Origin of the sequence: Candidatus Galacturonatibacter soehngenii (assembly GCF_008830185.1) — a bacterium.
Taxonomy (GTDB): Bacteria; Bacillota; Clostridia; order Lachnospirales; family Lachnospiraceae; genus Lachnotalea; species Lachnotalea soehngenii.
In genome coordinates, this window is the sequence record NZ_WAGX01000007.1 from 188,822 (window position 1) to 204,128 (window position 15,307).

At 35.7% G+C, this 15,307-nt stretch carries 12 protein-coding genes; 5 read left to right on the top strand and 7 right to left on the bottom strand.

All coding sequences use genetic code 11. The annotated features are described in order from the left end of the window. The first annotated feature begins 19 nt into the window (after positions 1-19). Positions 20-352 (top strand): nitrous oxide-stimulated promoter family protein, encoded by a 333-nt coding sequence (locus tag F7O84_RS15615; protein ID WP_151147368.1) that lies wholly within the window; start codon positions 20-22, stop codon positions 350-352. A 36-nt stretch (positions 353-388) separates the two neighbouring features. On the opposite strand, the gene pfkB is transcribed toward F7O84_RS15615, so the two are convergent. The 7 genes from pfkB to F7O84_RS15650 all read right to left on the bottom strand — a co-directional run bounded on the left by pfkB (position 389) and on the right by F7O84_RS15650 (position 7,848). Beyond that, the gene (gene pfkB, locus F7O84_RS15620) at positions 389-1,318 is read right to left on the bottom strand and encodes a 1-phosphofructokinase (RefSeq protein WP_151147371.1); all 930 of its coding nucleotides are present in this window, start codon (positions 1,316-1,318) and stop codon (positions 389-391) included. A 9-nt stretch (positions 1,319-1,327) separates the two neighbouring features. Continuing rightward, complete coding sequence (locus F7O84_RS15625; RefSeq protein ID WP_192451791.1) at positions 1,328-2,374, bottom strand: aldo/keto reductase family protein; 1,047 nt, start codon at positions 2,372-2,374, stop codon at positions 1,328-1,330. A 22-nt stretch (positions 2,375-2,396) separates the two neighbouring features. Then, complete coding sequence (locus F7O84_RS15630; protein ID WP_151147374.1) at positions 2,397-3,446, bottom strand: galactitol-1-phosphate 5-dehydrogenase; 1,050 nt, start codon at positions 3,444-3,446, stop codon at positions 2,397-2,399. Between the two features lies 1 nt (position 3,447). Further along, positions 3,448-4,932: a xylulokinase gene (locus F7O84_RS15635; RefSeq protein WP_151147376.1), complete on the bottom strand. Its 1,485-nt coding sequence runs from the start codon at positions 4,930-4,932 to the stop codon at positions 3,448-3,450. A gap of 29 nt (positions 4,933-4,961) precedes the next feature. Beyond that, positions 4,962-5,813: a class II fructose-bisphosphate aldolase gene (locus F7O84_RS15640; protein WP_151147378.1), complete on the bottom strand. Its 852-nt coding sequence runs from the start codon at positions 5,811-5,813 to the stop codon at positions 4,962-4,964. A 176-nt stretch (positions 5,814-5,989) separates the two neighbouring features. Then, a complete protein-coding gene (locus tag F7O84_RS15645) occupies positions 5,990-7,021 on the bottom strand; it encodes a LacI family DNA-binding transcriptional regulator (RefSeq protein ID WP_151147381.1) in 1,032 nt (343 codons plus the stop codon). A gap of 170 nt (positions 7,022-7,191) precedes the next feature. Then, positions 7,192-7,848 (bottom strand): YesL family protein, encoded by a 657-nt coding sequence (locus F7O84_RS15650; protein WP_151147384.1) that lies wholly within the window; start codon positions 7,846-7,848, stop codon positions 7,192-7,194. A 419-nt stretch (positions 7,849-8,267) separates the two neighbouring features. Between F7O84_RS15650 and F7O84_RS15655 the strand changes: the two genes are divergently transcribed. The 4 genes from F7O84_RS15655 (at position 8,268) to F7O84_RS15670 (ending at position 15,305) form a co-directional block, all read left to right on the top strand. Beyond that, on the top strand, positions 8,268-10,382 hold the full coding sequence (locus F7O84_RS15655; protein WP_151147386.1) for a glutamine synthetase III family protein: 2,115 nt from the start codon (positions 8,268-8,270) through the stop codon (positions 10,380-10,382). A gap of 361 nt (positions 10,383-10,743) precedes the next feature. After that, the gene (locus tag F7O84_RS15660; RefSeq protein WP_151147389.1) at positions 10,744-11,856 is read left to right on the top strand and encodes an ABC transporter ATP-binding protein; all 1,113 of its coding nucleotides are present in this window, start codon (positions 10,744-10,746) and stop codon (positions 11,854-11,856) included. Positions 11,857-12,094: 238 nt separating this feature from the next. Continuing rightward, entirely contained in the window at positions 12,095-13,183 is a 1,089-nt protein-coding gene (locus F7O84_RS15665; protein ID WP_151147392.1) for a PucR family transcriptional regulator, read from the top strand. Positions 13,184-13,262: 79 nt separating this feature from the next. Continuing rightward, the gene (locus tag F7O84_RS15670) at positions 13,263-15,305 is read left to right on the top strand and encodes a DHH family phosphoesterase (RefSeq protein WP_151147395.1); all 2,043 of its coding nucleotides are present in this window, start codon (positions 13,263-13,265) and stop codon (positions 15,303-15,305) included. Positions 15,306-15,307 lie beyond the last annotated feature (2 nt).

Sequence of the window (15,307 nt, forward strand, 5' to 3'; positions counted from 1 at the left end):
GGATATAGGAGGAAACACGATGAAAATAAATGAAAAAGTAGAGCAAGAGATTTCTGTGGTCGAAAAAATGATAGAGATTTATTGCCAGCAACATAAGCATACAAAAAAAGGATTATGTAAGGAATGTAATGAAATACTTACATATGCCAAAGGACAGATTAATCGATGTCCTCATATGAAAGACAAAACTTTTTGTAGTACATGTAAAACACATTGTTATAAACCAGTTATGAGAGAGAAGATACGAATGATTATGCGATATTCAGGTCCAAGACTTTTGATGTATCATCCGATTTTAACAATAAAGCATGGGCTTAATACATGGAATCAGAAAAAAGCAAATAAGTTCTAGGAGATTGCATTGCAATCTCCTAGAACTTATTACAGACTAAGATAAGCGATTGACTATAACATCAGGCAGTAATTTTCTCATGTCATTTAGCTCAAAGCTTCCTGTAGCCATAGTTAGTGCATTTGCGGCGGAAACGGCTACACTGTAACGAAGTGCTTCTTCAATTGGAAGCTTTCTTGCAAGAGAAACAGCAAAAGCACCGACCATGGAATCGCCACAGCCTACGGTATTGACTGGGGTAATCTTAGGTGGTTTTCCATGAAATACACCTTCTTTACATATTAAGAGTGCACCGTCACCACCTAAAGATACAACAACATACTCAATTCCTGTTTCGTGTAGCTTTTTGGCTGCCTCAATTACTTCTTCTTGATTGTGAATTGAGATACCAAGCAATGCTTCTAATTCCTCGCTGTTTGGTTTAATTAAAGTTGGGCAGGCTTTGATTCCATTCTTTAACAGTTCGCCACTGGTATCCAAAATCACTTGCTTTCCCTTTTCTTTGATTGTGGTAACCAAATGGGCATAGAATGTATTTTCAACACCTTTTGGTACACTACCTGAAATGGTAATAACATCACTTTTATTAATTAAATCATTTAGTTTTTGAACCAATTGATTCACTTCGTCTGATGTGACAGGAGCGCCAGGCTCCAAAAATTCCGTAGAAGTGCCATCACTTGCAAGAATATTAATACAGCTTCTTGTTTCACTTTGTGTGTGGACAAAGTCTGTTAAAATGGCATGCTCCTTTAATAAATCTTCTACGTAGGCTCCTGCATGGCCTCCAACGAAGCCAGTGGCAATGATGTCCTCTCCACAAAGTTTAATTACTTTAGAGACATTTAAGCCTTTTCCACCGGCGGTGTTGGTGCATGTTTGTACGCGTGTTACACTATCTTTGGCAAAGTCTTTTACTACGTACGCTTTATCTATGGCGGTATTTAAGGTAATTGTTGTAATCATATCGTTTTCCTATTTGCTATAGCCATTCCAGCCCGGAATTTCACCGTTTAAGTCCCAAAGATCTTCCCAAGAGCCAGCACCCTCCCATAAAAATACTTGACCTTTGATTAAACGACAGTTTTTATCAACTGTGGCTAAAACCTTTAGCTCTTCTTCCGTTAATGGATCTTCAAAGCTGCATCTTAAGTTACTCATATATTCATTTCTTTTAATGGAGAAAGGAATAGGGGAGTGACCTCTTTGTACTGCCCATTTTAAGCAGATAATAGCAGGATGCACACCATGAGCTTTTGCGATTTCTACCACTTCTGGTACTTCAATATCTGCAATGTCATCTTGTGTTTTGTCTCTATCTGGTCTGGTTGGAGAACCAATTGGACAAAAACCAATGATTTCAATGCCATTCTTTTTACAGTAGTCATATAGTTCAGGCTGTTGGAAGCAAGGATGAAGTTCCATTTCATTTACGGCAGGTTTTATTTTACAGTCTCTTAGAATAAGTTCTAATTTAGGAATGGTCACATTTGATACACCGATGTGTTTCACAAGTCCCATCTCAACAAGTCTTTCCATTTGTCTCCAACATTCCATGAATTCTTCATGAATATATGGTCTGGATAAAGGATTTCTGGTATCCGCATCACATCCTGGTGGATGATAGTTAGGGAATGGCCAGTGAACAAAGTAAAGATCAAGATAGTCAAGTCTTAAATCCTTTAATGTTTTTGCAACTGAGTATAAAACGTCACCCTTGCCATGCATGTCATTCCATAGTTTAGAAGTAATAAATAAATCCTCTCTTTTTACTCCAGCTTTCATTGCATTTTCAATAGCAATTCCAATTAAATCCTCGTTGCCATAGCAAGCTGCGCAGTCAACTAAGCGATATCCAGATTTGATTGCGTCTTCTACTGCATCGGCGATATCTTGTGCACTAAAGCGGTCTGAACCAAAGGTTCCAATACCAAGTCCTGGCATTTTTGCGCCAGTATAAAGTGTTCTTTGAGGTACGAGTGATGGATCAATTGCATCTGTTGGTATTACATGTTCTCCCATAATTTTTTCTCCTTTATTTTTATTATTTTTCACTATCGATTAATATTTTTCCTTTAACAGCGCCAGGTGTTTGAAACATTTTAAAAGCATCTGCAATCTGACTTAAAGGTATTTTCTTAAAAATAAGCGAATCATCAAATTTTAATTGACCCGTCTTATAGTAATAAGCAGCCAATTCCCATTCAGGACCAGGGAAAGGTGCAGAGTATGACATCCAAGAGCCAGTTAGCGTAAACTCTTTACGGTTCATGTTTTCCCACTCTTCTACAGAAAAGGTAAGATCCTTGGTTGGAGTACCGATAAAGCATACACCTGCTTTGTTGGCAGCTAGTTTAAATGCCATTTTCATGGTGGCAGTGTTTCCAGCTGTTTCATAAACATAATCAAAACCTTGGCCATCTGTTATATCCATAGCTTGCTTTATATAATCTTCGTCTAATGTATTAATAACGTCTGTTGCACCAAGACGTTTTGCCAAATCAAGACGTTCATTAGCGATATCAAAAACAACACATTTTTTTGCACCAAAGATATTAGCCCATTGCATGGTAAGAAGTCCGATTGTACCACCACCTAAGATTGCAACGGTTTTCCCACCCTGATAATCAAGACGCTGTAGGCCGTGAAGAGCTACTGTGGTTGGTTCAAAAAATGCGCCTTGTTCAAAGCTTACTTCTTTTTCAAATTTAACTGCATTTTTTTCAGGAACAACTACGTATTCTGCAAAACTTCCATATTCTCTAGAACCAATAAAACTATAATGCTTGCATAATGAATAATTTCCTTTTTGGCAATCCTCACACTTCATACATGGTACGAGAGGGACTCCAGCAACACGGTCTCCCGGCTGAAGACTAGTTACATGTTCGCCAACTTCTTCTATGGTACCTGAGAATTCATGACCTAATACATTTGGAAAGAAGTGACATGCATCGCCATTGACTCTTGGAATATCAGAGCCACATATTCCAGTATATTTTACTTTAATTAATACCTGACCAGCTTTTGGCTCTGGTTTTTTAATCTCTTCATAGCGAATATCTTCTCTTGCGTGAACAACTCCAGCTTTCATACTATTTTCCTTTCTTGAATGTATCTTTTAAATTCTGATACAACTCTAAATAAATTTCCATCATAGCTTGATAGGCTTTGTGATTTTCCATATTTGGTGTATGGCTTCTTGTCATAACAATGGTCTCTTTTACTGCCTCTTCAAACCCTTCATAAATACCAACTCCCACACCTGCAAGAATGGCTGCACCAAGAGTAGTGGCAGTATCTGAGGTAGGTACCTTAATTACTTTACCAGTAACATCGGATTTGATTTGTGTCCATAACAAGCTGTTTGCCGCACCACCCATGGCAATTAACTCTTGTATTTCTACGCCAACTTCCTTTGCTGTTTGTAGATTATGCTCTAACGAGTATGCAACTCCCTCCATAGATGCACGTATCATATGTCCTTTTGTTTTATCAAATCCAAGTCCATAATAAACACCCTTTGCATCCGGGTCCCAGATAGGAGAGCGTTCACCAGCCATGTAAGGTAAAAAGATAACACCATCAGAGCCAGCAGGTACTTGCGATGCCAATTCGGTCAACTCATCAAAAGAGGATGTTTTTGCAAATTCTTGCTTGAACCATTTTAGGACTCCGCCACCGCCAACACTTCCACCTTGCAAAAGCCAAAGGTCTGGAATTACATGTGGGCTAAGAATCAGTTTTGGATGAGCAAGTGCCTCTTCTAAACAGATACTCATTCCTCCTGCTTGCCCACCTTGTTCTTGTGTTTGCCCTGCTTTATACACGCCTGCACCTAAGGTACCACATGCTGCATCCAGTCCGCCAGCAACGACAGGTGTACCTTCCATAAGACCTGTTTGACTTGCGGCTTTTTTTGTAACACTTCCAATTACACTATGGCAATCATAGATATCTGGGACTTTATCCAGAGAGATACCAAGGGCGTTTGCTAAGGAGGCATTGTAGCTACAAGTCTTTGCATCAAAGAAATGAAGTCCATAGCCTTGTGATTTATCCTGTGTGAACGTACCGGTTAGCTTTAGGGCAATATAACTGTTGCTTTGTAAAAACTTATAGGTCTTTTCATAAATATCTGGTAAATTTTCCTTAAACCACAAAATCTTAGGAGTGGTATAAGCAGGCTCAAATGCATTTCCTGCAATTTGAAAAATAGTATCAAAGCCAAGTTCTTTTGTTACTTTGGTAGAAATATGTCTTGCTCTTGTATCCATCCAAATCGGTGTGTTGTGTAAGCAATTACCGTCTTTGTCAACAGGGATAGCAGACCAACTTTGCCCATCAATGCCGATCCCAACGATATTAGAAGGATTGATATTACCTTTTTGCAAAGCATCTTTGATGGAGGTACAAATGCTTTCATACCATTCATCTGGATTTTGCTCTACCCATCCAGGATTTGGATAATATAGATTATAGCTTTGACTTGATTGTGCCAATACATTTCCCTTTTTATCAAATACAGCAACCTTACAAGCAGATGTCCCTATATCGATACCAAGTAATAGCTTTTCCATGTAAATCCTCCATAAAATAATAGTAAAACTTATTTTGCTTTATTGTCGCAGCCACATACCTTCATACGATCCATAACTAATTGTTTTACGCTTTCCATTCCAGCCATGCCATATTTCTTAGGATCAATGGTGTTTGGATCTTCACTTAGAACCTTTTTTATACCTTGTGTATAGGAAGCACGAAGTTCCGTTGCAAAATTCACTTTACAGATTCCGCGCCTTATGCTTTCTTTAATTGCTTCGTCTGAAAGACCCGATGCGCCATGAAGCACAAGTGGAATACTGACCACCTTCTTAATTTCACTTAAGCGATCCAAATCAAGCTTTGGTGTACCTTCATAAAAACCATGAGCCGTACCAATCGCAACCGCTAAAGAAGATACTCCAGTTCTTTCTACAAATTCTTTTGCTTCTAATGGGTCAGTATAACCTCCCATTCCACCATCTAAATCATCTTCTTTTCCCCCAACTTTCCCAAGCTCTGCTTCAACTGGGATGTGAGATGGTGCACAAGCATCTACTACTTTCTTGGTCATTTCAATGTTTTCTTCAAAGGAGTGATGAGAACCATCAATCATAATAGAAGTATAACCAACCCTTAAAGCTTTCATGGCAAGTTCAAAGTTACTTCCATGGTCAAGATGTAGAGCAACTGGAACTTTGGAATTCTTAGCAGCGGCTAATATCGTTCCATAATACAAGTCAAGTCCTGCATATTTTACGGTGGATGGAGTTGTCTGCATCATAACTGGTGCATTTAACTCTTCTGCCGCAGCAAGTACAGCCATAACCATCTCCAAGTTTTCTACATTAAAGGCTCCAACTGCATAGCCTCCCTTTTGTGCATCTAAAATCATTTGTTCTGATGTTACAAATGGCATAATAACCTCCTTCTCCTGCGAGAAACGCAGTTTTTTGATGAGATATGTTGCAGATAAATGGTATCGTCCTACAACAAATTGTTGCTGTTATTTATTGATTAGCTGGTAAGAATCAACCAGTTAAAAACATGAAAAATTTATTGTGCTGCAAATTTATGAAAGGAAAAATGTAGCATTTAAAGTTGTTTAATGGAGTTACCTGTTAATAGGCTTGTATTTAAACTAACACGAACCGCTTCGCGCTCTGTGACAGTGTCATTGGTAGTAGAGGACTGATTTGTGTCCTGTAAACGCTTAAGCATAATATGTGCGGCAGAAGTGGCTATTTCCTCCATTGGCTGTACGACCATCCAAAGTGTTGGTTTTACAACCTTACTAAGCATTAGATTATCAAATCCAATAATGGATACATCATCTGGAAAACTAAGTCCAAGCTCATTAATAGCAATGATAGCACCTAATGTAATTTCGTAATTCGTTAAATATAGTGCAGTAGGTCTATTTGTTACAGTCATTAAGCTTTTGGTTGCCTCATAGCCGTGCTCAACAGTTAAGGAGCCTCTCTTTACAAAGTCAAGATCAATCTTTATATTGTTATTCTCAAGTGCTTTATAATAGCCCAAAAGACGTTCTCTAGCGGTATATTCATTGTCATTACCACAGACAATGCTTATTTTTTCATGCCCCTTTTGTATTAAAGTAGTGACTGCTTGAAAAGATGCTTCACTATTGTCAACTAAGACACAGTCAAATCTTTTATCCTCAAAGGTACGGTCAATTAAAACGATTGGAATGCCACGACTAACAACACTATCTAAGTATTTGGAATTGCCGGAAGTTGGAATTGTAATAATTCCATCCACACGTTTGCTAAGAAGAAATTTGATTTCTTGTTCCTCCAAATCTATATCCCCACGGCAGTCACAGACAATGGTTCCATAATCATGCTGTCTTAGTATATCTTCAATATGAGCAATAATGGTACCAGCAAATATATTGTCAAGATTATGAATCAGTACGCCAATTGTTTTGGTGCGATTCTTTGCCAAACCTCTGGCAACCTCATTTACCTCATAATTTAATTCTTTGATTGCATGTTCGATTAAGGTACGATTTTCTGGCAATACATTTCCACCATTTAAATATTTGGAAACAGTAGCAAGTGAAAGCCCAGTCATTTTCGTGATGTCTCTGATTGTTGCGGCCATTTTATTCCTCCTAACTCTTAGAGCGAACCGTTTCGCTCTAAAGTCATAATACTATTATTTTGTATAAATGTCAATACAATTATATAAAAACGGTCGTTTTACATTAAAAAAATTACATGTATTCAAATCGAATACATGTAATTTACAAAACCTTATAAAGAATCTAAATACTACATATTATCAAATGAACTAAATTCATCTTTTTCTTCTTCTTCTGGCGGCATATAAAGTTTAAAAATCTTTCCTAGGAAAAGTGAATTCACATATGCCAGTAATGCAAATCCGATTAAGAACCAAAACGGCATCAATTGTACGATAAATCCAACTATCAAATATGAGATTACCGTTAGTATAAACATAAGTACGGTACTTGGTAAATGTCTGATGCTCATAAGTAAAGAATTCTTAAGTGTTTGCTTTATTGTATTTTCAAAAGTAGCCAATAATGGGAATACATAAATTGATATAAACATCCATATAACAAGTAAAAAAATAAAAATAACAATCAAAACAAATTTATACTTGGCGTCCCAGCTTAACATAATGTAAATATCACCAACAATAACGCCAGCAGCAGCCATTAATAAAAGTCCAATTGCAAGCCCTTGTTTAAAATTCAGTTTAAAAGATTTAAAGAAACTTTTTATGATATAGGATTCTTCGTTCTTTACCATTTTCAAGGTAACATAATACAATGCTGTAGTAGCAGGACCTATTGTTATGATAGGAACACAGCATAGGCAATAAATAATATTTAAGATAATAAGATCGGCAACTTTACTCATAAAAGTAAAAAACTTACCGTCTAAGCTAAAGATATTTCCCATTTTTTTCTCCTTCGATTATAAACATATGAGCAAATTATATCGAATCTGTTTCATAAAATCAATACAATTAACAGATGTTTCACAATTTGCTTATCAGTTTTGAGATACATAGCAAGATATAATATGAATCTACATATTATTATAGTAGCAATTATCTTTCATGTTTATTCTTAAGTTTATTTAAATACAACTAGTGAATATGCTTTAACATACACATTGAATGTTAAATTAAATCATTAATATTACTAAAAATGATTTTACTACTTGCATTTTTATTCTTTTTATTGTATTTTATAGGAAGGCGGATGTTATTCCGTTTATATGACAGAGTGAGAACAAGGGCGTTCCGTTTAACGGGGGTACCTTGCTTTTTTTATACTCAATTTAAAATTTTATTCATTTGAAAGGAATGGGAAGAGATGGGCGAAGTAATTAATGTTGTAGATATTTTCGGAGAAGACGTGTTTAATGATTCAGTTATGCAACAGCGTTTACCAAAGAAAGTATACAAAGATCTTAAGAAAACGATAGAAGAGGGGAAAGAATTAGACCCTGTAACAGCTGAAGTAGTTGCGCATGTTATGAAAGAATGGGCAATTGAAAAAGGTGCTACACATTATAGCCACTGGTTCCAGCCATTGACTGGGATAACAGCTGAGAAACACGATTCATTTATATCAGCGCCTGATAAACATGGAAAAATCATAATGGAGTTTTCAGGAAAAGAATTAATTAAAGGTGAACCAGATGCTTCTTCCTTTCCTTCAGGTGGATTAAGAGCAACTTTTGAAGCGAGAGGATATACCGCTTGGGATTGTACATCTCCAGCATTTGTAAGACATGACGCAATTGGAGGAACCTTATGTATTCCAACCGCTTTTTGTTCTTATAAAGGAGAAGCCTTGGATAAAAAGACTCCATTGTTAAGATCAATGGAAGCAGTCAATGACCAAGCATTAAGATTACTTCGATTATTTGGAAATACAACTTCGAAAAAAGCAACTCCTTCTGTTGGACCAGAACAGGAATACTTCCTTGTAGACAGAGAAAAATATTTACAAAGAAAAGACTTAATTTATTCAGGACGTACTTTATTTGGTGCTATGCCTCCAAAAGGACAAGAATTAGAAGATCATTACTTTGGAAGCATCAGAGAACGTATTGCTTCCTATATGAAAGAAGTAAATGAAGTATTATGGAAATTAGGTGTTTCTGCAAAAACACAGCATAATGAAGTTGCACCAGCACAGCATGAATTGGCACCAATCTATGCGCAGGCGAATATTGCAGTTGACCATAATCAATTAGTTATGGAGACATTAAAAAAGGTAGCAGGTCGTCATGGTCTAACTTGTCTATTACACGAAAAACCTTTTGCAGGTGTGAATGGATCGGGAAAACATAACAACTGGTCTATTACTACAGATGATGGTATTAATTTATTAGACCCAGGTAAGACACCTCATGAAAATATTCAATTTTTACTTGTACTAACTTGTATCTTAAAAGCAGTTGATAAACATGCAGATTTACTTCGTGAATCAGCAGCAGACGTAGGAAATGACCATAGACTTGGAGCAAATGAAGCACCTCCTGCAATAATCTCTGTTTTCTTAGGAGAGCAGTTAGAAGACGTTATCAATCAGTTAATTAGTACTGGTGAAGCAAAGACAAGTAAGCAAGGAGGTAAGTTATTAACAGGTGTTAAGACATTACCTGATTTAGCAAAAGATGCCACTGATAGAAACAGAACATCTCCATTTGCTTTTACAGGCAATAAATTTGAATTCCGTATGGTTGGTTCTTCTGCTTCTATTGCAGGACCAAACACTGTACTTAATACAATTGTTGCAGAAGCATTTGCAGAGGCATGTGAAGTTCTTGAAAAAGCAGATGATTTTGATATGGCAGTACATGATCTTATTAAAGAGTATGCAACTGCTCATCAAAGAATTATTTTTAACGGAAATGGATATTCAGATGAATGGGTTGAAGAAGCCGAAAAGAGAGGCTTGCCTAATATCAAATCTATGGTAGATGCTATTCCAGCTCTTGTTACAAACAAAGCAGTTGCTCTTTTTGAAAAGTTTCATGTATTTACAAAAGCAGAGCTTGAATCTCACGTAGAAATTGAATATGAAGCTTATGCAAAAGCAATTAACATTGAAGCAAAAACTATGATTGATATGGCTTCAAAACAGATTATTCCAGCTGTTATTAAGTATACAACGGTACTTGCTAATTCAATCAATGCAGTAAAAGCAGCAGCAGACGTTGATACAAGTGCACAGGTTGAATTGTTAACAGAGACATCCGCACTATTATCCGATGCAAAAGTTGCATTAGCTAAGTTAATTGATGTAACAGAAAAAGCAGCCCAAATCAATGAAGCAAGCGTACAGGCAACCTTCTTTAGAGATGAGGTAAAAGTGGCTATGGATGAGTTAAGAGCTCCTGTGGATCGTCTTGAAATGATTGTTGATAAAGAATTATGGCCAATGCCATCTTATGGTGATTTGATTTTTGAAGTTTAATATTTATAAAAAAACAGTTAGTCCAAATGGATTAACTGTTTTTATATAATAGAACATTACGTTGCTTTGGTAAAGTTGTATAGAGCTTAATAAAAAATTTCGTCAAATTGACACCTAATGAAATGTATTGTTTTTTTGAGTAGCAGATTTTACAAGGTCTTTCAATAAAGTTTGGTTAATTAGAGTATGGTATGAAGGAGATAAATAAGCTATACTAGGAATATATTAAAACTAGTAAATTAGTTCTATAATTTCTAGTTTTTCCTTTTGTATCAGTTCGCTGTAGCCAGTCAATTGATATGATAGCAACACAACAATCAAGCAGTGGGGTCACCACTATTAATTTTAGGAGGAAAATTAAATGGCAAGTTTATCACTTAAAAACATTTACAAGGTATATCCAAACGGCTTTGAAGCAGTTAAGGATTTTAACTTAGAAATCGAAGATAAAGAATTTATCATTTTCGTAGGACCATCAGGATGTGGAAAATCTACAACACTTCGTATGATTGCAGGTCTTGAGGAAATCAGTTCAGGAGAATTAAGAATTGGTGACAGACTCGTGAATGATGTTGAACCAAAGGATAGAGATATTGCGATGGTATTCCAGAACTACGCATTATATCCTCATATGACAGTTTATGATAACATGGCTTTTGGTCTTAAGTTAAGAAAAGTACCAAAAGATGAAATTGATAAAATGGTTAAAGAAGCAGCTAGAATTCTTGACCTTGAAAAATTATTAGATCGTAAGCCAAAGGCTTTATCTGGTGGACAAAGACAGCGTGTTGCTATGGGTCGTGCTATCGTTCGTAATCCAAAAGTATTCCTTATGGATGAGCCTTTATCAAACCTTGATGCTAAGTTAAGAGTTCAGATGCGTATTGAGATTTCTAAATTACATAAAAATTTAGGAACAACAATCATCTATGTAACACATGATCAGACAGAAGCTATGACACTTGGAACAAGAATCGTAGTTATGAAAGATGGTGTAGTACAGCAGGTAGATTCCCCACAAAACTTATATACAAAACCACAGAACTTATTCGTAGCTGGTTTCATGGGTTCACCTCAGATGAACATGTTAGATGCTAAGGTTGATGTTAAGGGAGATGATGTTTACCTTAACATTGGAAGCACTCCAATCAAACTTCCACCTGCAAAAGCGAAAAAGCTTATTGATGGCGGATACAATGGAAAGACTGTTGTATTAGGAATTCGTCCAGAAAACGTACATGATTCACAGATGTTTATTGAATCTTCACCTAACACTGTTCTTGAATCAACTGTTAGCGTTTACGAATTACTTGGAGCAGAAGTTAACTTACACTTTGATGTAGAAGGAACTACAGTAACTGCAAGAGTTGATCCACGTACTCAGTCAAGAGTTGGAGATAAGATTAAAGTTGCTTTAGATGCTGAAAAGATTCATGTATTCGATAAAGAAACAGAATTAACAATTACAAACTAACATAAAGATAGGCTCTGCTAAAGATTGCACTTAGCAGAGTCTTATTCTATTATATCACAGGGAATCATATCAAATTCCTGTGATATTTTACTCTTAATACGGGTACAAAAAAACCATTGGCAAATCACACCAATAATTTGAAATAATCCCATAGGTGTAGTATAATAATGAATTAAGGTTAGTGTAATTGTTGATAATAGGTATATTATAGTCAAAATGAAAGAAATGGAGTGGATATATGATTTCAAATCAGATATTACAAAATAGTATCAATGAACTTAAAGCAATCACAAGAGTCGACTTGTGTATTCTAGACATAGATGGAATGAATATGGCGAGTACTTCGGAGGATTTTAATATTAATTCAAGTATGATTCATTCCTTCGCTATTTCACCAGCGGACAGTCAAGAAATTCAAGGCTTACATTATTTTAAAGTATTTGACGATAGACAGTTAGAATATGTTCTTGTTGCAAAGGGTGCTAGTGATGACGTTTACATGATTGGAAAAGTTGCAGTTTGCCAGATACAGAATCTAATCATAGCTTATAAGGAACGTTTTGATAGAAATAATTTTGTTCAGAATCTAATTCTTGATAATCTTTTACTTGTTGATATCTATAATAGAGCAAAAAAGCTTCATATAGAAATAGAAGCAAGACGTGTTGTATTTATGATAGAAACCAAAAATGAGAAAGATAACAATGCGTTAGAAACTGTTAAAAATATATTTTCAGCTAAGTCAAAAGATTTTATTACAGCAGTGGATGAAAAGAACATCATCTTGGTAAAGGAACTTGAACCAGACGAAGGGTATGAACATCTAGAACAAACGGCTAACATACTTGTAGACATGCTTAATACAGAGGCGATGACACAAGTAAGAGTAGCATATGGTACGATTATTGATGAAATCAAAGAAGTATCTAAGTCTTATAAAGAAGCCAAGATGGCTCTTGATGTAGGTAAAATATTCTACAGTGAAAAAAATATTGTAGCGTATAATACTCTTGGTATTGGCCGCTTAATTTATCAGCTTCCAATTCCTTTGTGTGAAATGTTTATGAAAGAAGTATTTGGAAACCAGATGCCAGACACCTTTGATGAAGAAACCGTTACTACGATTAATAAATTTTTTGAGAATAATTTAAATGTATCAGAGACTTCAAGACAACTTTATGTTCATAGAAATACATTAGTATATCGTTTGGAAAAGTTACAAAAGAGTACCGGTTTAGATATTAGAGTGTTTGATGACGCTCTTACTTTTAAAATTGCGATGATGGTAGTAAATTATATGAAATATATGGAAAGTTTGGAATTTTAGTGAGTGGGCGGAGAGTGTGTGGAAGTGAAACTACTTTCATATCTACCAGTGTGCGAAATATGCACGAATGGAGGATATTATGAAGAGAAAAGTTAAGTTAAAAGGGTCAATTAAGATTTATATGCAATGGCCGTTAATACTGACAATACTTATTTTTATAATGAATGGTGTTGTTTTCGCAATTGATAGAAAAGCAGGCGGAGCAATGGCTACATTTACTATAATTTATATTGTCTTTATATTGGTTTTGTATTTAAGAACTAAGGGAACTCTTATGAATGACTTAATTTCATTTGCAACCCAGTATGGACAAATTCAAAAAAAGCTTTTGCTGGAGATGAAGGTACCCTATGCTGTAATGGATGATTCAGGAAAGCTTTTATGGATGAATAAAGAATTTTCCAAAGTTGTGAAAAAAGATAGATATTATAAGAAATCAATTACAAGTTTGTTTCCAAGTATTACAAAAGAGATATTACCAGGAGAATTGGATGAATGCCAGATACTTTTTGAATTCGATGGCAAAGATTATGAAGCACAGATGAAAAAAGTTGCGATGGACAATGTATTAGAGAGTACTTCTATTGTCAATGTGGCAGCGGAGAGAAGCTATATTATAGCACTTTATCTATTTGATCGAACAGAGTTAAATAAATATATAAAAGAAAACAAAGAACAAAAATTAGTAACAGGACTCATTTATTTAGATAATTACGAAGAAGCTTTGGAAAGCGTAGAAGAAGTTAGACGTTCCTTATTGATTGCTTTAATTGATAGAAAGATTAATAAATACATTTCAGGAATGGATGGAATTGTTAAAAAGCTTGAAAAGGATAAATACTTTGTTGTGATGAAGCAAAAATGTTTAGATTCCCTTCAAAACAACAAATTTTCTATTTTAGATGATGTAAAAACAGTTAACATTGGAAATGAAATGGCAGTTACATTAAGTATAGGGTTTGGTGTGAATGGTACAACCTATGCTCAAAATTATGCGTACGCAAGAACGGCTATCGACTTAGCACTAGGACGTGGAGGAGATCAGGCAGTTGTAAAAAACAGTGATAAGATTTATTACTATGGTGGAAAAACGAAGCAAGTTGAAAAAAGCACCAGAGTAAAGGCGCGCGTAAAAGCCCATGCCCTTCGAGAACTTATGGAGGCAAATGATAAAATCATTGTTATGGGACATAAAATAGGAGATGTTGACTCCTTTGGTGCTTCGATTGGTATTTATCGTGCGGCCAAAACGCTTGGAAAAAAGGCGTACATTGTAATAAATGATATTACCACCTCAGTACGGCCTTTATTGGAATGCTTTGTGAATAATCCAGACTATGACGAGGATATGTTCTTAACAAGCAATGAGGCATTAGAGATTTTTGATAACAATACCGTAGTAACGGTAGTAGATGTAAATAAACCTAGTTATACGGAATGCGAAGATTTGTTAAAGAGAGCGAAAACAATCGTAGTCCTTGATCATCATAGACAAGGTGCAGAAAGTATTGATAATGCTGTATTATCCTATGTGGAATCCTATGCATCCTCATCTTGTGAAATGGTTGCAGAGATTCTTCAGTATTTTGATGATGGAATTAAAATTAGAGGCATTGAAGCAGATTGCTTATATGCTGGAATAATGATAGATACGAATAACTTTATGTCAAAAACAGGAGTAAGAACTTTTGAAGCCGCTGCATTTTTAAGACGATGTGGGGCCGATGTATCAAGAGTTAGAAAGATGTTTCGTGATGATATGGTTACGTATAAAGCAAGAGCAGAAGCAGTACGAAACGCACAAGTATATCGCGAGTTCGCTATATCCGTTTGCCCAACAGAAGGGCTAGAAAGTCCAACGGTAGTGGGCGCGCAAGCGGCCAATGAATTGCTTAATATTATTGGTGTAAAGGCATCGATAGTATTAACAGAATATAATGGAATGGTATATGTAAGTGCCCGTTCCATTGATGAAGTCAATGTTCAGGTTATTATGGAGAAATTAGGTGGTGGTGGCCACTTAAATATCGCTGGTGCTCAGTTGGAGTGTAATCTAGAGGAAGCTAAGAGTATAATTATAGAAACACTTGATCATATGTTTGATGAAGGAGAATTATCTTAGGT

Bases quoted from the DNA above. Each gene is read 5' to 3' on its own strand.
- F7O84_RS15615 (WP_151147368.1), top strand. From the start codon at position 20: ATGAAAATAAATGAAAAAGTAGAGCAAGAGATTTCTGTGGTCGAAAAA.
- pfkB (WP_151147371.1), bottom strand. From the start codon at position 1,318: ATGATTACAACAATTACCTTAAATACCGCCATAGATAAAGCGTACGTA.
- F7O84_RS15625 (WP_192451791.1), bottom strand. From the start codon at position 2,374: ATGGGAGAACATGTAATACCAACAGATGCAATTGATCCATCACTCGTA.
- F7O84_RS15630 (WP_151147374.1), bottom strand. From the start codon at position 3,446: ATGAAAGCTGGAGTTGTTCACGCAAGAGAAGATATTCGCTATGAAGAG.
- F7O84_RS15635 (WP_151147376.1), bottom strand. From the start codon at position 4,932: ATGGAAAAGCTATTACTTGGTATCGATATAGGGACATCTGCTTGTAAG.
- F7O84_RS15640 (WP_151147378.1), bottom strand. From the start codon at position 5,813: ATGCCATTTGTAACATCAGAACAAATGATTTTAGATGCACAAAAGGGA.
- F7O84_RS15645 (WP_151147381.1), bottom strand. From the start codon at position 7,021: ATGGCCGCAACAATCAGAGACATCACGAAAATGACTGGGCTTTCACTT.
- F7O84_RS15650 (WP_151147384.1), bottom strand. From the start codon at position 7,848: ATGGGAAATATCTTTAGCTTAGACGGTAAGTTTTTTACTTTTATGAGT.
- F7O84_RS15655 (WP_151147386.1), top strand. From the start codon at position 8,268: ATGGGCGAAGTAATTAATGTTGTAGATATTTTCGGAGAAGACGTGTTT.
- F7O84_RS15660 (WP_151147389.1), top strand. From the start codon at position 10,744: ATGGCAAGTTTATCACTTAAAAACATTTACAAGGTATATCCAAACGGC.
- F7O84_RS15665 (WP_151147392.1), top strand. From the start codon at position 12,095: ATGATTTCAAATCAGATATTACAAAATAGTATCAATGAACTTAAAGCA.
- F7O84_RS15670 (WP_151147395.1), top strand. From the start codon at position 13,263: ATGAAGAGAAAAGTTAAGTTAAAAGGGTCAATTAAGATTTATATGCAA.